Origin of the sequence: Syntrophobacter fumaroxidans MPOB, assembly GCF_000014965.1 — a bacterium.
GTDB lineage: Bacteria > Desulfobacterota > Syntrophobacteria > Syntrophobacterales > Syntrophobacteraceae > Syntrophobacter > Syntrophobacter fumaroxidans.
On sequence record NC_008554.1, the window covers coordinates 1,134,347 to 1,160,434 of the forward strand.

25 protein-coding genes are annotated in these 26,088 nt (G+C 60.0%); 15 read left to right on the forward strand and 10 right to left on the reverse strand.

The window, feature by feature from the left end:
* The first annotated feature begins 94 nt into the window (after positions 1-94).
* Entirely contained in the window at positions 95-277 is a 183-nt protein-coding gene (locus SFUM_RS04765; RefSeq protein ID WP_041439858.1) for a hypothetical protein, read from the forward strand.
* 233 nt (positions 278-510) lie between these two features.
* Here the strand turns inward: SFUM_RS04765 and SFUM_RS04770 are convergent, their stop codons facing one another.
* A complete protein-coding gene (locus tag SFUM_RS04770; RefSeq protein WP_011697788.1) occupies positions 511-729 on the reverse strand; it encodes a hypothetical protein in 219 nt (72 codons plus the stop codon).
* 388 nt (positions 730-1,117) lie between these two features.
* Here SFUM_RS04770 and SFUM_RS04780 point away from each other — a divergent pair, with 388 nt between their 5' ends.
* The 3 genes from SFUM_RS04780 to SFUM_RS04790 all read left to right on the forward strand — a co-directional run bounded on the left by SFUM_RS04780 (position 1,118) and on the right by SFUM_RS04790 (position 2,655).
* A complete protein-coding gene (locus tag SFUM_RS04780; RefSeq protein WP_041439862.1) occupies positions 1,118-1,666 on the forward strand; it encodes a methyltransferase domain-containing protein in 549 nt (182 codons plus the stop codon).
* 383 nt (positions 1,667-2,049) lie between these two features.
* Entirely contained in the window at positions 2,050-2,424 is a 375-nt protein-coding gene (locus SFUM_RS04785; protein ID WP_011697790.1) for a PilZ domain-containing protein, read from the forward strand.
* A 42-nt stretch (positions 2,425-2,466) separates the two neighbouring features.
* Positions 2,467-2,655 (forward strand): hypothetical protein, encoded by a 189-nt coding sequence (locus SFUM_RS04790; RefSeq protein WP_041439865.1) that lies wholly within the window; start codon positions 2,467-2,469, stop codon positions 2,653-2,655.
* A 182-nt stretch (positions 2,656-2,837) separates the two neighbouring features.
* Here the strand turns inward: SFUM_RS04790 and SFUM_RS04795 are convergent, their stop codons facing one another.
* Positions 2,838-3,320, reverse strand: a complete 483-nt coding sequence (locus SFUM_RS04795) for a hypothetical protein (protein ID WP_011697791.1) — start codon at positions 3,318-3,320, stop codon at positions 2,838-2,840.
* 126 nt (positions 3,321-3,446) lie between these two features.
* Between SFUM_RS04795 and SFUM_RS04800 the strand changes: the two genes are divergently transcribed.
* From SFUM_RS04800 to SFUM_RS04835, 7 genes are all read left to right on the forward strand, one after another.
* On the forward strand, positions 3,447-3,881 hold the full coding sequence (locus tag SFUM_RS04800; protein ID WP_011697792.1) for a hypothetical protein: 435 nt from the start codon (positions 3,447-3,449) through the stop codon (positions 3,879-3,881).
* Positions 3,882-4,077: 196 nt separating this feature from the next.
* Complete coding sequence (locus tag SFUM_RS04805; RefSeq protein WP_011697793.1) at positions 4,078-4,995, forward strand: DMT family transporter; 918 nt, start codon at positions 4,078-4,080, stop codon at positions 4,993-4,995.
* Positions 4,996-5,192: 197 nt separating this feature from the next.
* Positions 5,193-5,813: a transcriptional repressor LexA gene (gene lexA, locus SFUM_RS04810; RefSeq protein WP_011697794.1), complete on the forward strand. Its 621-nt coding sequence runs from the start codon at positions 5,193-5,195 to the stop codon at positions 5,811-5,813.
* 44 nt (positions 5,814-5,857) lie between these two features.
* Positions 5,858-7,039, forward strand: coding sequence for a Y-family DNA polymerase (locus SFUM_RS04815; protein ID WP_011697795.1), 1,182 nt, complete (start codon positions 5,858-5,860; stop codon positions 7,037-7,039).
* 148 nt (positions 7,040-7,187) lie between these two features.
* Positions 7,188-10,199: a DNA polymerase III subunit alpha gene (locus SFUM_RS04820; protein ID WP_011697796.1), complete on the forward strand. Its 3,012-nt coding sequence runs from the start codon at positions 7,188-7,190 to the stop codon at positions 10,197-10,199.
* A 369-nt stretch (positions 10,200-10,568) separates the two neighbouring features.
* Positions 10,569-11,159 carry a hypothetical protein gene (locus SFUM_RS04830; protein ID WP_011697797.1) on the forward strand — a complete coding sequence of 197 codons (591 nt, stop codon included), beginning with the start codon at positions 10,569-10,571 and terminating at the stop codon, positions 11,157-11,159.
* Positions 11,160-11,631: 472 nt separating this feature from the next.
* Positions 11,632-12,789 carry an AAA family ATPase gene (locus tag SFUM_RS04835; RefSeq protein WP_011697798.1) on the forward strand — a complete coding sequence of 386 codons (1,158 nt, stop codon included), beginning with the start codon at positions 11,632-11,634 and terminating at the stop codon, positions 12,787-12,789.
* Positions 12,790-13,562: 773 nt separating this feature from the next.
* Here the strand turns inward: SFUM_RS04835 and SFUM_RS04845 are convergent.
* A complete protein-coding gene (locus tag SFUM_RS04845) occupies positions 13,563-14,558 on the reverse strand; it encodes a beta-ketoacyl-ACP synthase III (protein ID WP_011697800.1) in 996 nt (331 codons plus the stop codon).
* Between the two features lie 826 nt (positions 14,559-15,384).
* On the opposite strand from SFUM_RS04845, the gene SFUM_RS04850 reads away from it, so the two are divergent.
* Complete coding sequence (locus tag SFUM_RS04850; protein WP_011697801.1) at positions 15,385-15,870, forward strand: RpiB/LacA/LacB family sugar-phosphate isomerase; 486 nt, start codon at positions 15,385-15,387, stop codon at positions 15,868-15,870.
* Between the two features lie 93 nt (positions 15,871-15,963).
* Here SFUM_RS04850 and SFUM_RS04855 read toward each other — a convergent pair whose 3' ends face one another.
* From SFUM_RS04855 to SFUM_RS04885, 7 genes are all read right to left on the reverse strand, one after another.
* Positions 15,964-16,641 carry a CBS domain-containing protein gene (locus SFUM_RS04855; protein ID WP_011697802.1) on the reverse strand — a complete coding sequence of 226 codons (678 nt, stop codon included), beginning with the start codon at positions 16,639-16,641 and terminating at the stop codon, positions 15,964-15,966.
* A 48-nt stretch (positions 16,642-16,689) separates the two neighbouring features.
* Positions 16,690-17,640: a histone deacetylase family protein gene (locus SFUM_RS04860; RefSeq protein ID WP_011697803.1), complete on the reverse strand. Its 951-nt coding sequence runs from the start codon at positions 17,638-17,640 to the stop codon at positions 16,690-16,692.
* Between the two features lie 263 nt (positions 17,641-17,903).
* Positions 17,904-18,665 (reverse strand): lysophospholipid acyltransferase family protein, encoded by a 762-nt coding sequence (locus SFUM_RS04865; RefSeq protein WP_011697804.1) that lies wholly within the window; start codon positions 18,663-18,665, stop codon positions 17,904-17,906.
* 29 nt (positions 18,666-18,694) lie between these two features.
* On the reverse strand, positions 18,695-19,402 hold the full coding sequence (locus SFUM_RS04870) for a fumarylacetoacetate hydrolase family protein (RefSeq protein WP_011697805.1): 708 nt from the start codon (positions 19,400-19,402) through the stop codon (positions 18,695-18,697).
* A 186-nt stretch (positions 19,403-19,588) separates the two neighbouring features.
* A complete protein-coding gene (locus SFUM_RS04875) occupies positions 19,589-19,903 on the reverse strand; it encodes a hypothetical protein (RefSeq protein ID WP_011697806.1) in 315 nt (104 codons plus the stop codon).
* A 34-nt stretch (positions 19,904-19,937) separates the two neighbouring features.
* Positions 19,938-20,399 (reverse strand): phosphohistidine phosphatase SixA, encoded by a 462-nt coding sequence (gene sixA, locus SFUM_RS04880; protein WP_011697807.1) that lies wholly within the window; start codon positions 20,397-20,399, stop codon positions 19,938-19,940.
* Positions 20,400-20,947: 548 nt separating this feature from the next.
* Entirely contained in the window at positions 20,948-21,388 is a 441-nt protein-coding gene (locus SFUM_RS04885; RefSeq protein WP_150109433.1) for a hypothetical protein, read from the reverse strand.
* 735 nt (positions 21,389-22,123) lie between these two features.
* On the opposite strand from SFUM_RS04885, the gene SFUM_RS21410 reads away from it, so the two are divergent.
* The 3 genes from SFUM_RS21410 to SFUM_RS04900 all read left to right on the forward strand — a co-directional run bounded on the left by SFUM_RS21410 (position 22,124) and on the right by SFUM_RS04900 (position 26,080).
* A complete protein-coding gene (locus SFUM_RS21410) occupies positions 22,124-24,661 on the forward strand; it encodes a PAS domain-containing sensor histidine kinase (RefSeq protein WP_011697809.1) in 2,538 nt (845 codons plus the stop codon).
* A complete protein-coding gene (locus tag SFUM_RS04895; protein WP_011697810.1) occupies positions 24,658-25,302 on the forward strand; it encodes a response regulator transcription factor in 645 nt (214 codons plus the stop codon). Before SFUM_RS21410 ends, SFUM_RS04895 begins: the two co-directional genes overlap by 4 nt.
* A 367-nt stretch (positions 25,303-25,669) precedes the next feature.
* Positions 25,670-26,080 carry a response regulator transcription factor gene (locus SFUM_RS04900; RefSeq protein WP_011697811.1) on the forward strand — a complete coding sequence of 137 codons (411 nt, stop codon included), beginning with the start codon at positions 25,670-25,672 and terminating at the stop codon, positions 26,078-26,080.
* Positions 26,081-26,088 lie beyond the last annotated feature (8 nt).

Sequence of the window (26,088 nt, forward strand, 5' to 3'; positions counted from 1 at the left end):
GATCGTTGCCCGCGGGTCCTTCGGGCATGTTGACATCGGCCGGACAAAGGTTACGTTTTTATTGATGAACCATCACGAAAGGGGGTAATCACCAATGGAAGGTAAATACCTTTTCGAGAGCTTCAGTGCGGATGTTTCCGCTTTCGATACCGAGTTCACGGGTTTTCTGAACGGCAAATACGGCGACGGCTGGAAAGTCAAGGGCTGCACGTATTGCCACAACGACGGGAAGACCTACGCATCCTGTCTTTTCAAGAACATCGGTAATATCGGATAACCATCAACAAATCACGGGGGGCTCGCGTTTCGAGCCCTCCGTGCGTGCTTCATCAGTGCCGACGACGATTGAGGCGCAGCTCACCACCGGCAATTCCATTCCAGGTTCCCGCCCCGTCAACATGTGGTGGCCGCGCTCGGCTGAGGCGCCCGCCGTGAAGGGGACCGCAACGGAAAAAGGCCGTAAAGCGTGATCTCTACGGCCCGATCCCTGAAATCTCCGGATGTCCGGCTCTATGAAACATAGTCTTCGGCAACGAATCTGCCTTCGAACGCGGCCACCTCTTCGTCGGTGAGTGTTTCTTCGCCGGTGGACCTCGGCCAGTCCACAGGGAGCCGATCATTATAGATATCGCCACCGCCGCCCAGCAGATTCGCGTAGGATTCTTCCTCCAATTCGGTCATCCACAGCGGCCGTCTTTTTTCTCTCAGTTCACTGATGTTGAGTTCCATGGTCAACCCCTCCGTACTGTCGACATGTTCTTTAAAGCATATGGTTAGCTTTTAATAACCACTCTTTGTATTGGCCTAAATTTAATGCGCCCAATCAAAATGTCAATGCGCGCAAGGATGCTTTCCCGGCATCTCACTTTTTTCGGCTTGTCGGACCCGGCATTGTTGCCGAATGATAAGGCGGGGAAAGCGCGCGGGGTTTGCCGAAAAGGAACCGTCGGCGGTCACCGGCTCCCACCTTGGAGTGAACACCCACGGTCCGCTCGAACCCGGGAAGCGCTGGTCGGCCCTGCGGGCGAATTCCAACGAGGTGCCGCGAGATATGCGGCGACGCCGCATTGAAATGAAAATCCCTTAACCGGAAACCTTGGGCACGAAAGACCGCCATATGTTGGAACCGGCCGCGTTGCTGGTGGAGTTTTCGGACCACATGAGGCGTGGAAACCTGCCCGGTCCAGTCCTCGACCTGGCGAGCGGCGAGGGTCACAATGGGATCTACCTTGCCACGCTCGGGTTGCAGGTGATTTGCTGCGACCGGTCCGGCGACGCCCTGGCCGCCGCATTGCGTCTCGCAGCGGAGCACGGGGTGCGCATCCGGACCTGGCAGGAGGACCTCGAGGTCCCGGGCGTGAATCCGTTGCCGGTTGAGGCCTTCGGCGCGATAGTGGTTTTTCGCTATCTGCACAGGCCCTTGTTCCCGGCAATCCGAAAGGCTCTCAGGCAAGGCGGCATCCTTGTTTACGAGACATTTACGGCTGACCACGCCAAATTCGGCAAACCCCGCAACCCGGATCATCTGCTACAGCCCGGAGAGTTGAGGAAGGTCTTCGAGGATTGGGAAACGATCCACTGGTTTGAAGGAGAGAAAACCGATCCGTTGCGTGCGGTTGCGCAAATCGTCTGCCGTCGGCCGCGGGGCGGCGGCGGCGGCGGATGAGAGGAGAAAGGTCGGGGGGGGGCTGCCGGCCGGGGTTGGCGCGGATTTGCGGACGCCAACCGGTTCTGGTTTGTATTATTTCGCCGGTGCTGTTATCTTCGGCGTGTGAACTTTCGCATGCCCGGAGACGGAGAACGGCGCAATCGCGGCGCACGGAGCGGGCGACGACTGCGCGAAAACGCCGCCTTCCGCCGTTGACGATCCTCTGCTCATGGGCTCCGGACCGGCGCACGCTGTCGTGGCTTCAATGATTTGCCGGAAGATGCGCCGGATTTTTGCCCCAATTGGTCGGAGCATTGGTTCTTTGGAAGTTTGAGTCTATTTTGTCGCCGGCTGTCGGGTGAAAGCGGCGACTGTACATTTTCCCTGAAAGGAGCCTGACCATGGGAGACAGAAAATTCACACGGATTCCCATCGAAACCGGAGCGATCGTCCAATGCGGCGATGTCACCGCAGCTGGAGGAGTGGAGAACCTCAGCCTGAACGGAATGCTGTTCCGGACCTCCCAGGAAATGGACGTCAACAAGGAAGTGAAAATCAAGCTGATGCTGTCCGGTCCTTCATCCAAGATGTCGCTCGATATGAACGGGATCGTGAGGAGGAGGGTCGAAGACGGTTTCGGAATCGAATTCACGGGAATGTATCTGGATGTTTTCTTTCATTTGAAAAACATCATCGCTCTGGGAATGGGTGACGAAACCAAGGCGATGAAGGAATTTTTCGATTTTATGGGGGAAGGCGCGCCCACCGGGGAGTGAAGCCGCGTTTCACGCCATGTTCCATGAAAGGATCCATCGCTCATGAACCGCTTGACGAGGACCCTCGGGCGGGTGTGCAACGACTGCCCGTTGTGCCGCTACGCCCGTGAGAACCCGGCGACTCTGGTGGGGAAACTCATGAACTGGCACGGCAAATGGTGCCCGGCGTGGAAAGCGCAAAAGCTGATCGCCCGGGAGCAGGCGCGGAACGCAACAGACCGGCCTTCCTGATACTTCGCGCACAGGTCCAATGACGACGACCGGGGGACCTGCCGCCCATGGATACGGGACGAACGCCGCGGCGCCCCTGCAACCGCGCGCCCGTTGCGCCTCGAAGACCGGGCGAGGCTCAAGTCCGCCTGTCGGCGCCGTGCCTGCCCGACAATGGGCGCTCGAATCCGCCATCCCCTCTTTCAGGCCGACCCTCTGCGCCCGGCAAGCCAGTCCGCCCAGTTGGCGTATTTGGGGAAAAACAGGACCATCAGCAGCAATCCGAACCCAAGGAGCAGAAAACAATCTTCCCGATAGCCTCCGATGAAAAAGAGGAGCAGTCCGAGGATTGCGGGAACCTCGCCCAGGATGAGCGCGACGATGGCCGATGCGCGCAGCTTTCCCGCCAGTTGTTCGAAAGTGTCCGACTGCGTCTTTTGCAGGATCGAGCGCTTCGCCATCCTGATCGCGATGAACGAGAAGAGCGTGATCAGGAAGAAGATGTCCCGGGCGCGATCTCCCGACCCGGGGGAAAGGCCCGTGAACGGGGGCTCCACGAGCGTCATCGCGGCCATGACGCCCGCGAACGCGAACACCGTGCTCAATTGCGCCCAGGCAAGAATCGCCACGGGCTTGTGAGCTTCTCTCAGATCCGATGGCTGGTACCGTCGCGGTTGTGGACCCATGAACCTGTCCCGTCAAATCCGTGCCGGCAATCGCGCGGGACACGATCCCGGGAGCGCCGCGCGCATGCCGGAGCAGGGTGAACGTTAGAACCGGGCCGATTGTGCCGATGGTTCGAGGATGCCGCAATGCCCGATACGATCATTCCCGCCGACAAGAAATTCCGAACGAAGGTGCTTTGCGGATTCATGCTATACCTTGTCGTGGTGCTCCTGATCAACCGTTATCTTGCCCAATATGCCGCGGAACTGAAAACGCTCAAGCAATCCGATCCGAGACTCGCCGGCCGTGAAATCAAGAATCTGGCCATCATACTCTTCACATGCAACGGTTTTTTCTCTTCCGCCCTGGCCGTCTGGTTCGGCCTCATCGCGGCCCGCATCCGCAGAAGCGATTCCTACCCGTACCCGGGCATGCGGCTCCTCAAGAACACGCGGCTTCGCACCGGCAGCGAAGCGCAGGCCGTGGCCGCGGCCTATGTTTTCGTTGCCGGCCTGCTTCTCGCCACCAATTATTTCATCTGGCGCATCTATTCGGGGGCTTCGCGAATCGCCGGAGGATGAATCCCGTCCTCCGTGCATGGCCCGTACGGGCGAAAGCCCTGTCCTCGCTCCGTCGCCAAAGAATTTGCCGTTCCCCGGCTTTAAGATACAATGCCGCACTGCGGGATTGCCGCAAGGATTCGACTCGACAGGATTCAACCGCGGGAGGACCGGAAGGCCGCCCGAATCTCGGATGAGGGGGCCGCTCCGTACAGAGATGCTTTATCTCAAACTGATTTGCACCGCCGTTTTCTGGGGAGGCACCTTCGTTGCCGCGCGGATCGCGGCCAGGGAAATGGAACCCTTTTCCGCCGCTTTCCTGCGGTTTGTCACGGCATCGGTGTTTCTGTTCGGATTCGTGTTCAAATCCCACGGCAAAATCCCCCCATTGGATCGAAGACATTTCCCTTTCGTGCTCCTCCTCGGCCTGACCGGCGTTTTTGCCTACAACGCATGTTTCTTCGCCGGTCTGAAAACGATCACCGCAAGCCGGGCTTCTCTCATCATCGCCACCCAGCCCGCTTTCATCGCGTTGCTGTCGTCCTGGTTCTTTCGCGAAAAGCTCGATTCCCTCAAAATCCCCGGCATCATGCTGTCCATTGCCGGCGCGGTGACCGTCATCTCCCGCGGCCATCCGCTCACCCTTTTCAGCAACAGCATAGGACCCGGGGAAGCGTATATCCTGGGCTGCATCGCCAGTTGGGTGTCCTACACCCTGATCGGCAAAGCCGCCATGAAAAGCCTCTCTCCCCTGACGGCCGTAACGTGGTCCTGCGGCGTCGGGGCGGTCTGCCTGCTGCCGTTCGCATTGGCCGAAGGAATTCTGCGGAGCATCGGGGAATTTTCCCTCACGGCCTGGGTCGGCATCCTGTACCTGGGCTTTTTCGGCTCCGCCCTCGGTTTTTTCTGGTACTATGAAGGCATCAAGGCCATCGGGGCGGCGCGGGCGGGGATCTTCATCAACCTCGTCCCGGTGAGCTCGATCGTGCTCGCCTGCCTGATACTCGATGAAACCCTGGATGCATCCCTGGCCGCCGGTGCCGTCCTGGTCGTTTCCGGCGTCTACCTGACCAACCGTTCCCCCCTGTTTCGTTCCCCACCGATTTCCGCTGTCGATTCCTCCCGGCGGCGATGATCGGAATCGTCCACGGCCTCGCCGACCGCACCCGAAAATGATCCCTTTCTTTCATTCTCTCTTGACTTTCACCCTTTTTTCACCTTATCTTTGAATGGAACGCACGGCGTTCGAAACGGGACCGAAACAATGGTCCGGCAAAGCAACGTCGGTTCCGGTCAACCGTAAAACCAACTGATCGTCACGAGGCGGACAAAATGAATCTCACACCGGCACAGGAAAGGGTCTACGGCTTTGTGCGGGATTACATCCAAAAAAACGGATATTCCCCATCGTATGAAGAAATAAGGCAAAACCTGGGTTTTCGTTCGCTCAACGCGGTTTTCAAGCATCTCAAGCAACTGGAACAGCGGGGCTATGTCCAGAGCCTCTGGAAGAACAAAAAACGCGCCCTGGAGCTGTTGCCGCTCCATACCGGCGCGGTATCCATACCGTTTCTGGGAGTCGTCGCGGCGGGAACGCCCATCGAAGCGGTGGAAATTCCGGAATCCGTCGAAGTTCCCGAAAGTTTTCTGGCGAACGGAAACAACTTCGCGTTGCGCGTAAAGGGCGATTCCATGATTGAGGAAGGAATCCGGGAGGGAGACATTCTGATCGTCGCCCGGCAGTCCCGCGCGGAAAACGGGCAAACGGTCGTGGCGCTCGTTCAGGGAGAAGCGACGGTAAAGAAATTCTACCAGCGCGGGGAAGAAATCGAGCTCCGGCCGGCCAACAGCCGGATGCAACCGATCCATGCGCGGGCCGATGCGGTGGAAGTTGTGGGAACGGTCGTGGGACTTTTGCGCAATTACCGCCGGCGCTCCCTGGGCGTCGTGTAGAACGGGGATATTCTCCGGCATGCGTTACGCTGGCGGAGGGGAAAATGACGCGACATATCGTTCATTTGGACATCCCCAATTTTTACGCCGTCCTGGAAGAGCTCAGGCGCCCGGAACTGAAAAAGCGTTCCATGGTTCTCGCCGAACCGTCGGCCCGGGCGATCGTCCAGGGGATCAACAGCAACGCCGGCAAGGAAGGCATCCGCGAAGGAATGCCTTTGGCTCATGCCCGGCGCATGTGCCGGCGGGTCCTGGCTGTTGCTCCGGATCTTCGTTTTTATCGCGAGGAACACCAACAGATCCTGAAGGAGTTCGGTTTTTTTTCTCCCCTGGTGGAGGGTGCCTGGCCGGGGCATTACTTCGTCGACCTCACCGGCACTCAACGTCTTCTGGGACCGGGACCCGACGTCGCGTGCCGCATGGAGAGGCACCTGGCGACGCAACGACGGTTGCGGGCGCGCATCGGCCTCGCCGCTAATAAGCTGGTCAGCCAGGTGGCTTCGACGTGTATCGTCCCGGGAGACCTCAACTGCATCTTCCCGGGCGGAGAAACTTCCTTTCTCGCCCCCCTGCCGGTGACCTCGCTTCCCGGCGTGGGCGCCGTAACCGCTTCCCGCTTGGCTGATTTCAATATCCGGCGTATCGGGCAGCTTGCGGCGTTGTCCCTGGAAGCCCTGTGCGGCGTTTTCGGCAAAATGGGCTCCCGGCTTTTCAATGTCGCCCGCGGCATCGACCCGACTCCCGTTCTCCCTTCACGCGAATCCCCGCGCCTGGTCGTCGCCCACAGCCTGGAACGGGACGAGATCGACCGGGACCGCCTGGAAGCCCTCTTGTTTCAGCAGGTGGAGGAAGCGGGATGGGCACTGCGATCCCACAATCGCCACCCGACGCGTTTCGTCCTGGAAATCCGGTACGCGGACGGCATCACCGCCAGGAGCGCCCACGCATTGTTTTCCCCTGCAATTCATGCGGATCGAAGGCTGTTCAGGGTGATTCTCCCCGTTTTCCGTCAACTGTTCAATCGCCGGATCGCTCTTCGCCGAATCGTCCTGGAGCTTTCCGATTTTGCCATGCCTTTTCGCCAGGCGTCCCTGTTCTCCCGGGAAGATTCGCCGCCGTCCGGAGAACGGGATTTGCAGCAGGCCCTGGACGGCATTCGCGGGCGCTTCGGCAACCGGGCCATTTCCTGGGGAAACGCCATGTCGGGCGCGCAAAGGCAGGCTTGAGCCAAACGGAGTTCGGCAGCCGGAAGGGCCTCGCCCGGGGAGGCGGATGCGGAAATCCGTTTCACGCCACGGCGTCACGGCGCTACGACGGAACGGAAAACCCATAAGGGAGAGTTGCCCGGCTTGGGTGAAAAAAGCGGAATACGCAATGAGGGAAACGTTCGTTCATCTGCACGTCCACTCCCATTATTCCATGATGCGCGGGGTCAGTTCCGTGACGGCCCTCTGCCGGACCGCATCGGCCCTGGGTTTCGAACACCTGGCGCTGACCGACGACAAAGGATTCTACGGGCTGATCAACTTCCTCGACGCCGCCCGACGCTTCGGCATTCATCCCATCGTGGGCACGACCATCGGAACCGGCCCCGATACCGCAGTCGTTCTCGCCAAAACTCCGCGGGGCTATGAATTGCTCTCCGAGCTGACCACCCGCCGTCACCTGGACGCGGATTTTTCCCTGCTGCGCGATTTTCCCGACGGCCGGCGGGATCTTGTCGTGCTCACCGCCAACCCCGAAATCATCAAAGCCCTGCACCCGCGGCGGGAATGCGGGGTGGAGGTCGTTCCGGGACCCGGGGACCGGCGGCTGCTGAAAATGGCCCATAGCCTCGGCGTCCCGCCCGTTGCCACGAATGCCGTTCATTTCGCGCACTTGGAAGATTATTCCCTGCACCGGCTGGTCCGCGCCATCGATCTCAACCTGACTCTGAGCAACATTCCCCGGGAGGAGATCGTACGGCCCGACCAGTGGCTGCAATCCGCGGCGCAGATGGAGCGCCGTCTGCCGCATTGTCCGGAAGCCCTGGCGAACACCCTCAAACTGGCGGGAGAGTGCCACACGAAATGGGACCATTTCCGCACCATTTTCCCGCATTACCGCGACCGGCGGGAAGACCACTTCGCTCTGCTGCTCGAGAAATGCCGCAAGGGAATCTCCTGGCGCTACGGCCGGACGAGCCCGGCCGTCGAGGAACGACTGGCCGAGGAACTCGACCTGATCGGAGCCAAGGGATACGTGGATTACTTTCTCGTCGTGGCCGATATCGTCGGCCGCCGGCCGATTCACTGCGGTCGCGGGAGCGGCGCCGCGAGCCTGGTGAGCTACCTGCTCGGGATCACCCACGTGGATCCCCTTCGGCACAACCTCCTGTTCGGAAGGTTTCTGAATCCCGAACGAAAGGATCTGCCGGACATCGATGTCGATTTCCCATGGGACGAACGCGACGATTTGTTCGAAGAACTGCGTCGTCACTACGGCGCCGAACGGATGGCGACGGTTGCCAATCACGTGGGTTTCGGAGCGCGCGCGGCGGTGCGGGAGGTGGCCAGGGTCTACGGCGTCCCGGCGGCGGAAATCAAGGAGGTGACCCGGCGCATGAGCTTCTGGACGGAACCGGGAGCAATGTGGGAGCGCATCGGCACCCATCCGAAATTCCGCGGATTCCCGCTCGATCCCCCCTGGCCGGAGATCATCGACCTGGCCGGCCGGTTGGAATCCTTGCCGAGACACCTTTCCATGCATTGCGGAGGGGTCATCATCGCCCCCGACCGAATTTCCCGGCACGTCCCCGTGCAGCGGAGCGCCAAGGGCGCCCGGATCATCCAATGGGAAAAGGACCAGGCGGAAAAGGCCGGCCTGGTGAAGATCGATCTCCTGGGCAACCGTTCCCTGGCCGTCATTCGGGACTCCCTTGCCGCCATCCGGGAAAATTACGGAAAAGACCTGGAATACGCCCGCCTCAATCCCGTCGATGACCCGGATACCCGGGAGCAAATCAGGACCGGCCGCACCATGGGGGTTTTCTACGTGGAATCGCCGGCCATGAGGCTCCTGCAGCAAAAGGCCGGCTGCGGCGACTTCGAGCATCTCGTCATCCATTCGTCCATCATCCGGCCGGCGGCCAACCGGTACATCCGGGATTACCTGGACCGGCTGCACGGAGCGCCCTATGAACCGCTTCATCCGAGCCTCGCGGGACTGCTCGCCGAAAACTACGGCATTCTCGTCTACCAGGAGGACGTGGTGCAGGCGGCCATGATCCTGGCGGGGTTCAGCTGGGGGGAAGCGGACGGCCTGCGCAAGGTGATCAGCAAGAAAAGCAGGGAACAGCTGTCCGATTACCGGTCCCGGTTCGCGCGGGGATGCGCCGCCCGGGGAGTGTCCCCCGACGTGGTGGATAGAGTCTGGGAGATGTTCATCTCCTTTTCCGGCTATTCTTTCTGCAAACCTCATTCGGCATCCTACGCCCTGGTCAGCTTCAAATCCGCCTACCTGAAGGCCCATTACCCGGCCGAATTCATGGCCGCCGTACTGAGCAACGGCGGCGGGTACTACAGCACCTTCGCCTACGTTTCCGAATCGAGGCGGATGGGATTGACGGTGGCCGGACCCGACATCAACGAAAGCGCCTGGAATTATCGCGGCGGGGACCGGTGCGTCCGAATGGGCCTGCGGCAACTCCAGAACATTCGCAGAAGCACCCTGGAAGACATTCTTGCCGAACGAGGAAAAAACGGACCGTTCGCATCCGTCGAAGAGCTTTTGCGGCGGGTGGACATCCCCCCCTCCGACGGGATGATTCTCGCCAGGAGCGGCGCACTGGATTCCCTGTCGGGCGGCCTCAACCGTCCCCGGCTGCTCTGGTTCATCGAGGCCTGGTTCAACGGCGCCGGTGTGAAAGGAACGGCGGGGCACGGGCAGATTTCGGCCTTTCCCCGTCCGCGGGCACGGATCGTCGTGCCTCCCCTCCCCGGTTTTTCCCCACGGCAAACATGGCGGCACGAAATGGAAACCCTGGGCTTCGTGCTGTCGGTGCATCCGCTGGCCATGGTCGAACCAATGGCGCGCAAGCTCCCGCACCGCGTCACGAAGGCCGCGGACCTGCATCGGCACGTCGGCGAGCGGGTCTGCACGGCGGGCTGGCCGATCACTCGCAAGGAAGTACTGACCAGGGAGGGCGAACCGATGGAATTCGTTTCGTTCGAGGACCGAACGGCCATCTACGAGACCGTTTTCTTTCCGTCGGCCTTCCGGCGTTTCTGCCAGGACATCGATATGAACAGGGGGTACCTGATCCTGGGAAAGGTCGAAAGCGAATTCGACACGGTGAGCCTGGCCGTGAACCGGGTCGTCAAGCTGCCCCCGGTCCTGGAGGATTGACGGGACGACTCGCGTGCATGAAGCGCCACCCGCGACGAGGCTGGAACCCGGGAGCAGGACGAATGTCCGGAACGCATGCCCGGCGGGCGGGCGGGCGGCCGCAACCAGGTCCCGTGTAGACAAAATCCCGTTCCCCTGCGTCTGTCTTGTCAAGCTGCACGAATGCTTGCGGGAGATTCTCCCCGGACCGATCCAAGGGGGGAGCACCGGGAAAACGGCCCGGCCGGCACGCGGGCCGCCTTCGATTCCCGATTGTCCGAAGCTCGGGGCCGAAGGTGAAGGGAGTGACGTTTTTGTTTCCGACGGCGTGCCTGCAATAAAGGAAATGTAATGCGAACATATCCATTCTCAGTGAGAAAGGGGAAAATCATGAGAAGGCCGTTCTTCATCTTTGCCATCGCCTGCGTGGCTCTTTTTGCCGCCGGTTTCTTAACGGGCGGCGCTCAGGCTCAACCCCCCGGGGCGGGGGAGCCGCCTCCCTGGGAACAGTATCCGGATCCCTGGGACAGAACCCCGCCGCCCCAGGACCTGAATCAGCCCCCCACGGGGCCGGGGCCGGGCCCGGCCCCACCGCCCAGGGGTGCCGCTCCCCCGCGCCGGGGACCGGCTCCGCAGGCCGGAAGCCAGAATCCTTTCGTGGGATTCTGGGTGGGATTCTGTGATTTCGGCGTTTCCGCCGCCAACACCGACTCTACCGAAGTGACGCTCGAGGTGAGAGAGCGAAACGGCCGAACCTCCGTTCTCCTGCGGAATGGACTCGGCACCCGCGACCAGTTGTTTCACGACCATACGGCGGAACCGGGCGGGAACGTGTACCCCGCAAGAATCCTTCAGGGGAGAAACGGACAGCCGGTGCTGCTGGTGGGCGACACCGCCTTCCGGCTCTACGGGAATCGGCTCGAGTCCTACAAGGACAACGGCCACAACACGCACCACTACCGGTTGTGGAGAGTCAGGTAAGCGACGTCCCGCGCGCTTCACAGGCGTTGGCGGGACTGCCCGGACAACCGGGATCATGCACGGGACAACGTTCGATCGGCACTCGAAGGATATCCGAGTGCAAATCCCCGGGTCTCCGGCCGGGCAGGATTGAGTCGACCCTCATGCCTCCAAACGCGGAACAGGCCGTGTCCCCGAGCGGAAACGGCCTGTTCGCGTTTTCAGCCTTGCCCCACTGGCCGGAGGAGCGCCCCCGAACAGCGCCGCCCGGATGACCGACCGGAATCCCCTCAGTCAATCACGGAATACTCGAATCTGAATGAGGCCTCATCTTTCAGTTCTTGGTCCTCATGGATTTCACTATGCCGGCATGCCTATCCCGATCTATAATGAACATCGAGATTCGTATTTGATTTAAACTGCGATATTCCCGCTACTGCACGCGCGGGCAGGAAACGATCCACTCGGCGGTAATCGCCAAGGAGCATACAGCATGAAAGGACCTGCAAGGGCAACTGCTGTTCGATTTACGGAAATCGAACTGAAGAATTGGCGCAATTTCGGCAGCGTCAAAGTTACCTTGCCTCAACGGGTATTCCTTGTAGGACCAAATGCTTCCGGAAAGTCAAACTTTCTTGATGCCTTTCGTTTCCTTCGCGACCTTGCATCGGTAGGGGGCGGTTTTCAGGCAGCGGTCAGACGTCGGGGCGGACTGTCCAGTCTACGGTGCTTGGCTGCGCGGCGTATTCCGGACATCGTGCTCAGCGTCAAAATAGGTCACGAAGACGAACGATGGCAATACTCCCTGAAATTCAGGCAAGATAGCCAGGGGCGGCCCATGATCACAGAAGAAAAAGTGGTTCGAGAAGGCGAGGTGATCCTGGACCGGCCGGACAAGAGCGACAAGAAAGATGGTGAACGTCTGACTCAAACGTACTTGGAGCAGGTCAATACCAACAAAGAATTTCGGGAGGTTGCGGAGTTTTTTTCATCGGTGCGCTACCTTCACCTGGTGCCGCAGATAATACGAGAGCCGGATCGTTCAGTTGGCAAGATCAACGATCCTTTTGGCGGTGACTTCCTGGAGGGAATCGCACAAACGCGTAAGAATACTCAGCGGGCAAGACTGAATCGGATTCAAAAGGCCCTTGAACTTGCAGTCCCCCAACTTAAAGAGTTGGAGCTTCATACAGACAGTAGAGGGATACCTCATTTAAGAGGAAGATATGAGCACTGGAGACTTCGAGGAGCATGGCAGGACGAGGATCAGTTTTCAGACGGTACCTTGCGATTGATCGGTCTCCTTTGGGTTTTGCAGGAAAGCAAGGCACCATTGTTGTTGGAAGAGCCCGAGCTTTCGCTTCATCCGGGCGTGGCACGATACATTCCTCAGATGTTTGCCCGCGTTCAGCGTCACTCGAAGCGGCAGATAATAGTCAGCACACACTCCGGCGATATTTTGCAGGATGAGGGAATCGGCCTCGATGAAGCGCTGCTTTTGTTCCCGGAAACAGAGGGAACGATCGTAAAGCCAGCGGGCAGCTTTGACGAAATCAGGATCCTCTTGGAGCAAGGGATGAGCCTTGCCGATGCGGTCATACCAAAAACCAGCCCTGCAAAAGCGCGTCAACTTACACTTTTTGGGGACTAACGCCTTTGCCGTACCGTGTCATGATTCGCGCTGCCGTTGAAGGAATAGTGGATGAAGCCGTTGTGAGGCGCCTCATCCGTCAATCCGGTGCAAAACCAGATACGGTATTTGGAAAGCAAGGCAAAGATCATCTGTTGAAACAGCTCAGGGCCTATAATGAAGCTGGGAAACGGTACCCTTGGATAATTCTAATGGATCTCGACCGAGACGATGAGTGTGCTCCTTGTTTTCGGTCAAAATATCTTCCTCATCCCGCGCCGCTTTTGTGTTTCCGGATTGCGGTGAGAGAGGTGGAGGCGTGGTTGTTGGCCGACCGAAAGCACTTCGCCAAATTTCTGCACGTACCTGAGTCCCGAATGCCCTTCAAGCCTGATGAGCTGGACGATCCCAAGCAGACCGTGGTGGACATCGCAAGAAGATCGCGTTCACGGGCGATTAGGCAGGATCTTGTTCCCAACCCGTTGAGCGGGCGCAGGACAGGTCCGGCGTATGCTTCGCGTCTCATTGAATTCATAGAGAGTATCGATGTCGGGTGGCGTCCGGACGTCGCCTCTGAGTCTTCCGATAGCCTGCGACGATGCGTTGATCGCCTTACGCAACTCGTCGACGCAGTGAGACAGGGGGATGCATGAGAGCGGCCGCCTTGAGCCGTGACAGAGAAACACTCTTCAAATCGAGCGGGCAAGCCCTCTTCGGGTGAACTGGGAATGCTGTCGGCGCGTTTGCCTGAGGGGCCCGAGTTCGCCGTCGTCTGCGCAGCCGGGAACTTGCCCTTACCACCGCAACAGCGTCGTCCCCCAGGTGAATCCGGAACCGAATGCCGCGAGCAGGAGCAGGTCGCCCCGTTCCAGCTTTCCGGCACGGTAGGTTTGATCGAGCAGCAGGGGAATGGATGCCGCGGTGGTGTTGCCGTGCTTCCGGATATTGCTCAGGAACTTCTCCTGCGGTATTCCCAGCCGTTCCGCCACCATGTTGTTGATGCGCAGGTTCGCCTGGTGAGGAATGACGTACTTGATCTCGGCGGGGTCGATGCCGCACTTTCTGAGCGTGCTCACGATCACTTCTCCCAGGCGCACCACGGCGTGCTTGAACACCAGTCTGCCGTCCATCTGCGGCCAGAGTGCACCGTCCTCGATCATCTTCGGGGTCACGATGGGTTTGCGGGAAATGTCATACATGGTGAGATGAAGCGCCTTGGCGAACCTTCCGTCGGCGTGCAGCTCGGAATACAAGATACCCCTGCTGTTCTCCTCCGCGGCTTCGAGCACCACCGCGCCCGCGCCGTCCCCGAAAAGAACGGCCACGTCCCGCCCGCCGTCACTGAAATTCAACGCTCCCGACTGCACCTCGGAACCCACCACCAGGACGCGCCGGTACACGCCCGAGCGAATGAACGCGTCCGCCGTCGCCAGCGCATAGATGAAACCCGTGCACTGGTTGCGCACGTCCAGGCAGCCGATGGACTGGATGCCGAGCTTGGCCTGGAGAAAACACCCGGCGCCGGGGAAAAACTGGTCGGGGCTCAACGTCGCAAAAATGATGAAATCGATGTCCGAAGGCTGCAAAGACGCATCTTCAAGCGCAGCTTTCGCCGCGTCCAGCGCCAGGTCGGAGCAGTACACCCCCTCGTCGGCAAACCGTCGTTCCTCGATGCCGCTCCGGGTCCTGATCCATTCGTCGCTGGTCGTCATCAATTGTGCAAGGTCATCGTTCTTCACGATTTTCGGAGGAGCATAGCTTCCTATTCCGGCGACAACACTGCGAACCATGAATCACTCCTTGCGGGACGGTTGACAAGACGGCCGTTCTCCACCCCACCATGAGTCCCATGGCGACGGAGAAGCAGATGTTCGAGGTCCGGCTCTTTCGGCGGCACCGAAGCCGCAGGCGTGCCGATTCCCGAACTCCTCCCACCGGGACCACCCCTCCAGGCAGGGCTGAAATCCTGCTGCACCGCGGCTCTTGCTCATTGAGACCGGATCGGGACAAGCATCCTTTCGTATAATAAACGAGTCTCTCACAGGTGCCAAATAAATTGCACCGGCCCGATCTCGGCCCCGCCCAGCCCTGCTCAACCGCTTGATATTCATATAACAATTCTGGATGACAGGCATCGCGGCCGCTTGACAGCGGTTCTCCTCACTGTTAATAGAATCTGGACTGAAGGCTCGCTGGATAAGAGACCTTCTTTCGCTGCCGGGCTTTCGAAACGGGCGCCTTCATGTTCGACTCGACCGCGGCCTTTTTCGGCCCGTGGACACTTCGGGTGATCTGAGGGCGCAGCCCCTCCCCGTTCTGGCGGTGCCTTCGCCGAAGGAGGCGGGATCGGCTCGCGCCGCCACCGCTTCAACGTCGAGCACCCCGCCCGGCGGAACGCCCCCATTGAAGAGGCTGGTGGCCGCACGCTTTCGCAGCGATCATGACGAGTGCGGGTGCACGAGGCCCGGCTTGATCGTGGGCACGGAGGAACCGTGCCCACCCTACGGATCCGCACGGTCCCCGGGGTTTATTCCCGCGTCAACATCCCACCGGGCAGGTGTTGTGTCATCTTGAACGCACCTTGGTATCAATCGGAAACGGAAAGGGGAACTGAACATGCGTGTCGGAATCGCGGCGGACCACGGCGGTTTCGAGCTCAAGCGACAGTTGGTGGAGGAACTCGCGGCAACGGGCCACGACGTGGTGGATTTCGGAGCACGCCGGTTCGACCCGGCCGACGACTTCCCGGACTATGTCGTGCCGCTTGCCCGAGCGGTGGTCGAACGAACGGTGGAAAGAGGGCTTGCCGTTTGCGGCAGCGGCGTCGGTGCGTCGATTGCGGCCAACAAGGTGCCCGGTGCGCGCGCGGCGCTCATCACGGACGTTTATTCCGCACGCCAGGGAGTCGAGGACGATGACATGAACATGATGTGCCTCGGCGGCCGCGTCGTGGGGGTGGAACTCGCCAAGGAACTCCTGCGGGCTTTTTTGAAGGCCCGCTACAGGCCAGCCGAGCGGTTCGAGCGCCGCCTTGCCAAGGTGGCGGCGCTGGAAGACGAAAGCTCCCGGACGGCTCATGGAACAACCCGCCGAGAGGAGTGAAGGCCCGCGACCATCTCGTACGCTCGCCGCCCGGCCCACCCCGGTCTGCCGCCCGGCGGCCCGAAGGGAGGTCCGCGCCTTCGGGTGTTCGGATCATTCCGGCCTGGGCAGAGCATCCAGAGTCCATTCCATGGGATCGATCAACTCGTAGCCCATCTCGACCAGCTTTCGTTTGACGTGGGCCACGTTTGTGGTCAAGAGATACGGGAACACGGCCCGCTTCCCCTCCTCCCAGTACCGGCTGACCAATATGCTGCCGAAGGAGATGTGTTCCTCGGTGATGGCGTCCACGATCTTCTTCATTTCCCCGACGCGCTCCTGCACCTTGATGCAAAGCAGGGTTCCGGGCTCCTCCAGGCCAAGGACGTTGACAAAAGCTCGCACAAGGTCGCGGATGGAGAGCATTCCGCGCAGCTTCCCTTCCCGATCCACAACCGGAAACGCCCCCACTCGCATCCTTTGCATCAGCAGGATGGCGTCCTCCAGGGTGTTCGCGGGATTAACCGTGACGGGGTTTTTGGTCATGATGTCCTTGATCTTCATCTGAGCGAGGCGCTCGCGCTCCTTCAGGGTTTCATTCTCGTCCAGAAACACCGACGGCATGGCGCTGCGAATATCCCGGTCCGTCACGATTCCAACCAGTCGGTTCTCTTCATCCACCACGGGGAGATGGCGGAAGCTGCTCTTGGCCAGGAGTTCCCTGGTTTCCAGGATCCCGTCGTTCGGGCCGACCGTGACTACTTTCTTCGTCATCGACTTGTCGATAAACATCGTCCACCTCCAGGTTTGTTGCCAAAGCCGTGAAACGTCTGCAATCCATTACAGGCCCAGCAGAATTGAGACATGATTCCTTATCAGTTCCGGCAGGAGCTGGACCGAATAACCCCCTTCGAGAACGGAGATGATCCTTCCCGCCGAATATGCGTCCGCCAATTCCACCAGCTTGCGCATGATCCGGGAGAAACCTTCCGTCGAGAGCTTCAGGTCGGACATATCGTCACCCACGTGCGCATCGAAACCTGCCGACACAAGAATGACCTGCGGCTTGAATTCGGCGAACGCAGGCGCCAAATCCCTTTCCAGAATGGCCATGTATTCCTCGTCGCCCTGCCCGGGCAGCAAAGGGCAATTGAGCGTAAACCCGGAACCCGCGCCGACTCCCGTCTCGAATTCACGACCGGTCCCGGGAAACGCGAAGGAAGGATGTTCATGGGCGGAATAATAAAACACGCTGGGATCGTCTTCGAAGATGTGTTGCGTGCCGTTGCCGTGATGGGCGTCGATGTCCACGATTCCGACCCGCTCCACTCCCCATTCGTTGAGGAGGTACCGCGCGGCAATCGCCACATTGTTGAAGTAGCAGAAACCGAGAGCGCGATTCATTTCGGCATGGTGGCCCGGAGGGCGCACCGCGCAGAAGGCGTTGTCGATTATTCCCTCCATCACCATCCTGACCGCCTCGAGCAGGCCCCCGACGGCAAGAAGCGCCGTCTCGTAGCTTTCCCGGCACATCTGGTTGTCGGGATGGTCGAATTCTCCCATCTCCAGGAGACACGCCTCTTCGAACCGCATGATGTGTTTGGGCGAGTGAACCGCTTCGATCCACTTCAACTTCGCCGGACTCGCTTTTATCAGGGTGAGCCTGGGAAAAAGCCCGGCTTCTTCCACGCCTCGGTAGACCGCCTCCAGCCTCTCCGGCGACTCGGGATGATTCGAGCCCGTGCAGTGAAGCAGAAGCCGATCGTCGTATAGGAAACCCGTTTTTCGCATAACACTGTCCCCTGTGTCTTTTCATTTCCCGCCCGGACGAGATCCGCGCGTTCACTCCCGGGTTGTTGGGGCTCTCCGGGAAGAACGGGCAAAACGCCCGGCGGCGGACCGGTCCGCCTTGAACTCAGACACCGCAACCATTTCCATATGAGCAGCCCTCGGACACATTCAGCACGGCTCCCTTCGAAAGCAAAACATGGGTCTGCCGTCTGGGATCTCCTGTTTGTCCTGAGGCGTATCGAGACTTGAAAAAGAGCGGGAACTCAGAGCAACGAACGGTCGGAGAGAGATTTCCCCGTCGCCTCACGACACTTGAGAACCTCTTCTTCGATCATGCGGCGGGATCGCTCCCGGAGGCTTTCCACATCCCTGGAAGAGAGGCCCGTGGTGTCAACGGGCGGCAATACGGTGAGATACACATCCTGGGGTTCCCCGAATCTCCAGCTGTTCTTGCGCAGCGCGGCATAGGAACCCTCCACGGCAAGCGGCAGCACGGGCACCCCCGCCTTGATGGCCAGGAGAAAAGCGCCGTCGGTGAAACCCTTGACGCTGCCGTCCGGCGACCGCGTCCCTTCCGGAAAGATCATGACCGGGCACTTCTGCTGCAAATACTTTTTCGCCCGCAACAGGGCCGGCGCCCCGCTGCGCTGTCCGCGATCGAGCGGGATGTCTCCCGCCATGCGCATCATCCAGCCCACGAAAGGCAATCGAAAGAGCTCGGCCTTGGCGATCCATTTCATCTCCCACGGCAGCAGGGAAATCAGGGGAATGTCCGCCAGTGACTGATGGTTGCTCACCACGACGTAGGCGCGCTCCGGCTCGAAGTTCTCCACTCCTGAGACGTGAACTCTCCAGGCCGGATTGCACTTCACCATGCTCACGCCGAGCCGGCGGAACCACCGGCCCGTGCGAAAGCGCACCGGATTCCGGTCGAACAGCCAAATGATCCCGAGCAACGGCAGCCACAAAACAATGAGGGAAATCATGGCCACCCAGATCCAGATCGATTTCAGTATCGAGATCATTTTCGTCACACTCGCCGCAACCCGTCGAATCATTCTTCCACAACCGGATTCCGCAGGATGCCGATCTTCTCAATCTCCACTTCCACCACGTCTCCATGCCTGATGGGGCCGACGCCGCTCGGAGTCCCCGTGACAATGACGTCGCCGGGCATGAGCTTGAAGTTTCTCGAAACGAACGCGATGATTTCGGGAATTTTGAAGATCATGCTCCCCGTGTTGGAATCCTGTACCGTCACACCGTTCAAGCGACAGCATATCCTGAGGTTGTGCGGATCTCCCAGGTCATCGGGCCTCACGATCACCGGCCCGATGGGGCCGAACGTATCGAGCGACTTGCCCCGGAACCATCCGGCCCGGTCGCCCGTCTGCAGATTCCGCTGGCTCACGTCGTTCATGCACGTGTATCCGAACACGTGTTTCAAGGCATCCCCCGGACCGACATTCTTGCATTCATCCTTGATGATCACGGCCAGTTCGGCTTCATAGTCGGTTCTCGGTTCAGGAAACCCGTATTCCTTGAGGAATGCCGGGATGACAATCGACTCACCGGGCCCGATCAGGACATTAGGGGTCTTGGGGAACAGAATCGGCTCCTCCGGCACCTCGTCGGTGAAGCCTCGGACCTTCACGGTCGTGCTTTCGGCGATATGCGCCCTGTAGTTGAGCCCCAGCGCGATGATTTTCGTCGGGTTGACCGTGTATTTTTTCGTCGTGTTGACTATCGGCAAAATGACCATGACGGTTCACTCCCTCCGCATATTTACACCGGCCGTCCAAAGCGCGCCGGCCTGTCGTGCCGTCGATTCCGCGGCTCAAACCCCTCGCCGGGGCCCAACACCGAAAGCTCCTTCCCGCGGAACGCAAACTCAAATCGGCCCGGTGAAGGATATTGCCCGGGCCGGTCCACACGGCCGAACCCAACGTCATTTCAACGTGGACAGCGCCTTCACGGCCTCCAGGTACAACCTCGCCATATCGGGCGTCATCGTCGAATGCCTGCCCGTCATGTAGAGTTCTCCATCGGGGCCCAACACCCCGATGTACGCACCCGACTTGGAGACCAGCGCAGTCTTGCCGTCAGGAGTCTTCCGGATCGCCCCCATCAACTGCCCGTTCGCGCCGTACAGCCTCCATTCCCCCTTGCCGGCCGGTCTGACCACGGCATCCTCTTCGGCCAACCCCGCGGAGGCTGTCAGAAGCAAGGCGAAAAGCACGACGATCGCCGTCCGTTTTCTCATCGCATCATCTCCCGGAACGTACCGTCTCCGCCACTTATCCGATTTCGGGCATCAATGTCCATTTGATGAACCAGTAACGGTCGCCGGCCTCCTTGTCCATGCAAACGATGCCCCCGTTCTGGAACTTGAACACGCGCCTTTCCGCCGACCCGGCAACCAAATGTGAGGTCAATTTTTCCATAAAAGGCAGGTGTCCTACAATCATGAGATTTTCATCGCTTCGGACACGTCCCGCGAACGAAGACACGTCATCCATCGGATTCAACCCCGCGCACTCTTCGATCCCACCGGCCGGTTCCAACAATCTGCCGTAGATGTCAGCGGTCTGACGAGCCCTTTTTTTCCCGCTGTGCAGAATCTTTGAAACCCTGACCCGATAACCCCGGGCAACCCCGGCGATACGCTCGACCTGGGCGATTCCCTCGGATGACAATCCCTGTTCCGCGTCGATTTCCCTCGGGAGGCTCCGGCCGTGTTGAACAAGGTAGAGCGCCATTGAAAACCTCCTTTGACTCGATCTTCACCCAAGCTCGACAGCGGTGCGCCCCCCCTTCCGACAATCCGCCCTTCCGCTCCCGGCGCTTCTCGGACAAATCGAAGCAGACGGGCCGCTCGGGCTACCCCGAACCCGCAAAGCCGTCGGGCACGTCACCGGCCATTACCCTGTTCATATTAGTTCAATTCGGTAACGAAAACCAGTGCACATGCATCCCCGTCTCGTTTCGAACCCACGAACGCGTTCACCGCCCGACAATCCGCCACATTCACTCTTGAGGCGGCGCCCGAGAGGAGTGAAACGGTGTCCCTTGTGAAGACAACGGTGCACAAGACGGTTCATCGCGGCGGCATCCGGCGCGGCCGTCGTTCGTCAGACCGGGGGTTCCGCGGGAAAGGCCGCCCGATCCAGGGCTTCCCGGGCGCGGAAAACGCTTGCGCGAACATGACCCGGCCCGGTGGTTTAAATCCTGCTTCAACGCCGGACCGCAAACAGGCCGAACCGTTCATCGCAAATTGATGCCGCGTCGGGCCTGGGCATCCCGCACCTTATCTTCCCGCTTTCGTGAGGTTGTACTTTACGATGAATCTTCCGCCGGTGCCCTTCCCCGTGAGCCTGCCTCCCGACAGCGAGAACTTGATCTTGTTTCCGGATTGCGTTGTGAATGACATGGTGGTGACGCCGTCGGCCTTTTCGAACTTCGCCGGGTAGCTTTTCGCACTGGGCCCCGAAGTGGACTTGGTGTGCCTGGCGAAACCGCCGTCCGCTGCACTCAGCGTATACGTGACCGTGTCTTCCGTGATGGTCATGTGGACGCTCCTGCTTTCACAGTTGGCGGCACTTCGGCATTCGTCGTGCTGGCCGGTCCACTGTCCCAGGAAAGGCGCAATATCCCCCTGGGTGACCGCACCGGACTGCATTTGCGCCTGGCAGATACATGGAATGAGAAGTACCGCCGCCATCAAAAACCAAGCTGTTCTTGCTCTCATCTCCTGCTCCTTTGTTGATTCCAATATTGATTCCAACCGTGGTGGCATCCGTTGAGGATCTCCGCTGCCCTGCGCCCCGGCCCCTGCCGTCGAACCCCGTGGTGATGCGGCGGTCCTTTTTCATCACCATATGAACCGTGGCCGATTATTGCAACGAAATTCTCCGCCGCGGTCCCGATACCGCCCGCAATCCCGCATTTCTGCCTTTCTCCGGTGCGGCCGCCTGTTGCCGCCCGCGTATGAAAGACAAAGCAAGGCGCCGCATGCCCGCCGATGTACAAATAATTATTGTGAAACCGCCACTTAAAGATGTATAGAATGCGCTGACGCATACAAACAAAATTTTCCCAGGAAACACGATCATAAACGAACAGGGTGCAGACACCGTGGAGCATTACGTGGCTCACCAGCGGCTTCGGAGAGGTGGAGGAACGTCCGCGCGGCGTTCCTGCGGCGGGACCGCCGCCCCCGGACCTTCATCGCCCGTTCGCGTTGCGCGCGGCGCCGGGACCGGCGCTACGGCATGGGCCGTCGAATGATATTCACGATCCGGTAAGTATCCGGCAGCAACTTGCCGATATATGAAGGGAAAAGACTCCTTGCCGGAAATTAGGCACACCCGGCAAGGTTTCGCCGGCACCTGGAATTGCACATCACGTTATAAAAGATGTTCTCCTGCGGAGCGCTCACGAAGATTCACACGGGTCGAAAGCAGGTTCCGGAGCGAACAAGACTATGGGGACTCAAGCGATCCTGAGCGGCATATCGCTTTTCACGGCATGGATTGCGCTGCTCGTGCAGCCTGCGCTCTGTCTTGCGGCCCCATGGGACTTGACGGCATCGGACGTCGAAGGAAGAATCTCCGACATCTCCTCGACGGCGGCCGTTGCCCTGCTCCTCATCCTCGTAATGGTCCTCGCTGTCCGGACCCATCGCCGTGCGAATTCCGCCTGGGGCGAGCCGGAACCCAAATACCGTACCGTCGCGAACCTCAGTTGCGACTGGGAAAGCTGGACTGCGTCCGACGGGCGGCTGCTCTACGTGTCTCCGGCGTGCGAGCGCATTACGGGATATCGCCCGGGGGAATTTATCGAACAACCGTCTCTGCTTCGCGAAATGATTCTTCCGGAAGACCGCCGACTCTGGGATGAACATCGGCACGACGTTCATGCGGAGCAGCCGTCCCGCGAGACCGAGTTCCGCATCCGCAGGCATGACGGCAGCATTCGCTGGATCAATCACGCCTGTCGAACGGTAACCGATGAGCGGGGCGAATACCTGGGGGTTCAGTCCTGCAATCGCGACGTCACGCATCTTCACGAGGCGCAGGAAGCTCTGCAACGGAGCGAAGAGCAATGCCGCGCCTTCATCGCGCTCAGCACGGAGGGAATTTCGCTGTGGGAGGTCGACGGTCCCATCCCGACCACCCTTGCCGAGGATGAGCAGATTGAACGGTTCTACTGGCACGCCCGGCTTGCGGAGTGCAACGACGTCTTTGCGCGGATGTACGGGATGGGAACGGCCGGCGAGATGCTCGGAGCCCGGCTCGGGGACATCCTCACGCCCACGGAAACGGAAAACATTGAATTCCTGCGAAGTTTCATCCGTTCAGGCTACAACGTCAAGAGCTGCGAAACCTATGGCTACGATCAACTCCGCAATCGTCACAGTTTCCGAACCGGCATGGTCGGACGGTGCGTCGACGGACGCCTGGTCGAGGCATGGAGCATCCAGCACGATATGACGGACCTGGCGCGCCTGCACCGGCAGGTCCGGAGAGCCGACGACGAATGGCAGACGACTTTCGATTCCATCGCAGACCCGATCATGATCCTGGACCGCGGGTTTCGAATCCTGCGCGCCAATCCCGCAGCGGCAGCCTTTTTGAATGTCGCGCCCGTCGCGATTCCCGGGAAACACTGCTACACCCTGATGCACGGGAAGGACTCGCCCGTTCCCCTGTGTCCCGTGAGGGCGATGATGAAAACCGGGATCCATACGGAGACGGAGCTATACGACGAAAAACGCAAGGCATGGTTCCTCGTCTCCGCCGACCCGCTGCCGGGCCCTGAGGGTGAGGTCGCCGGGGCCGTTCACACCGTAAAGAACATCACCGAAAGCAAGATAACCCGGGACGCCATCCGCGATTCCGAAGCCTTCAATCGGAGCATCCTCGCCTCTCTCAACGATCGTATCGCGATCATCGACGGCAACGGCGTCATCCTCGCCGTCAATGCGGCCTGGGAAAGGTTTGCCGCGGAAAACGACACCTCGTCGCCCCCCCGGGTCGGCGTGGGGATCAATTACCTGGACGTTTGCCACCGGGCGGTCCAGACCCGCGACGATCTTGCGGAACAGGCGCTCAGAGGAATCCGATCGGTGCTCAACGGCAGGAAGGAGTCTTTTTCGTTGGAGTACCCCTGCGACGCCCTCTCCGAAAAACGGTGGTTCGCCATGAGGGTCATGCCTTTCAAGAGGGCGGGAGGCGGAGCGGTCATCTGCCACGCCGACGTTACGGAACGAAAAAGGGCGGAAGATGAAGCGCGCCGCCGGATGATCGAGCTGGCCCACGTCACGAGGGTTGCAACGCTCGGGGAACTGGCCGCATCCCTCGCCCATGAAATCAACCAGCCGCTGACGGCAATCCTGTCGAACGCGCAGGCCGCCCAGCATTTTCTGGCCAGGGAGGTGCCGGAAACGGATGAGATCCGGCAGATCCTCGACGATATCATCGAGGATGATAAAAGGGTCAGCGAAGTCATCCGGAGAATGCGTTCCCTTCTCAAGAAAGGGGCGGCCTCACACGAGCGGGTGAACATCCATGACGCCGTCCTGGAAAGCGTGGCCCTGATCGAAAGCGCTTCGCTGCTCAACGGATTGTCCATCACCACCGAATTCGACGCCGGAATGCCCATCGTGTGCGCGGACCCGGTCCAGCTGCAGCAGGTCCTCTTCAACCTGATGGTGAATGCGGCGGGCGCCATGAAAAACACGCCCAATCCTTCGAGGAAAATCCGGATAGGAACGCTGTTAAGGGACGAGCGGACCGTGCAACTCTCCGTCACGGACTCGGGCACGGGTATCGACGAGGCCGTGATGGCTCATCTCTTCGAGCCCTTCGTCACGACCAAACCGGGAGGCATGGGCATGGGACTTTCCATCAGCCAGACCATCATCAAGGCCCACGGTGGGACCATCGGGGCGAAGAACAACCCGGAGGGAGGCGCCACCTTCTTCTTTTCCCTTCCTCTGGACAAGGAAAGCCGGTCATGATCGAGGAAAAACCGTTCGTGTACGTCGTCGATGACGACCTTTCGGTCAGGAAGGCGCTCGATAGGCTCCTGCGAGCCGCCGGCCATGGTGTGAAAACCTTTTCCTCCGCTTTGGAATTCCTGGATTACAAGCCCGTGGACGCTCCGGCTTGTCTTGTGCTCGACATCCGCATGCCGGCCTTCAACGGTCTGGATCTGCAGGACCATCTGGCCAAGCGGGAGGATTCCTTTCCCATTGTGTTCATTACCGGTCATGGAACCGTCCCCATGAGCGTCCGCGCCATGAAAGCGGGCGCCGTCGACTTTCTCCAGAAGCCCTTCGGCGACACGGACCTGCTGAGCGTGGTCGGGCAGGCCATCGAGAAAGATCGTGAGTCCAGGCGGCATCGCAAGGAAATCCGGGACCTCCGGCAGCGCCTGGCCACGCTCACACCCAGGGAACACGAAGTCTTTGCACACGTCGTCGCGGGCATGCTGAACAAGCAGATCGCCTTCGCGCTCGGCACCGTCGAAAAAACCATCAAGGTACACCGCGCAAGGGTCATGGCGAAAATGGGCGCCGAATCCGTGGCGGACCTGGTCCGTTTCGCGGAGAAACTGGGTATCCGCTCCACACCGGGCCAAACGCAGCGTCACCCTTAATCGCGCTCCGCCTCCACCCCGCAAAACGCAGGGGAACGCAGGATCGGACTCCGGATCGGCCACAGTAGCCTTTCTGCTCTCCCCGCATTGAAGCCTGCCGCAAAGCGGCGCCGCCGATCCCCCCAGACGCGAATTCCCCGCTCGGAGCGGTTCGCAACAGGAGCCGCGGTCGCTGCCCCGCAAGCCGCCACATCGCCGTTCACGGCTCTTCGTATTGGACCAAGGTCCAATAGTATTCTCTCCGCGATCGGTCTATATACCGGACATGTCGGGAGCCGATCGATCCGCCCCGTGTCTCCCGTTGCTTCGAGAGGGCGATTACCGTGTCGCGCAGAGCGAGTGGTGCCTTGATCCGGGAAAGGTGTTCATGGAGGCCGAGATTCCCTGCAATGTTTTCGTGGTGGACGACGACGCCTCGATCAGGAAAGCTCTGAAACGATTGCTCAGAGCCAACGGATATCATGTTGTCACTTTCGACTGTGCCGAAGCCTTTCTCCATTCCGATTGCGTGCGGGTCGGAGCCTGTCTTGTCCTGGACATCCGCCTCCCGGGCATATCGGGGCTCGATTTGTACGATCGGCTCGTATCCCTCAACGTGTTCAACCCGGTCATATTCATGACCGCTCATGACAGTCCGCAGTGGTTGGCCGAGGCGGCAAGGGCCTGCGCCGTGGCATACCTGCGAAAGCCATTCGATCAGCAACAGCTGCTGGACGCGATTCACCTTGCATGCGGCAGGCGTCAGGCTTCCAACGGCGGGAGCGCCCCGAAGGAATGAGTGCACGG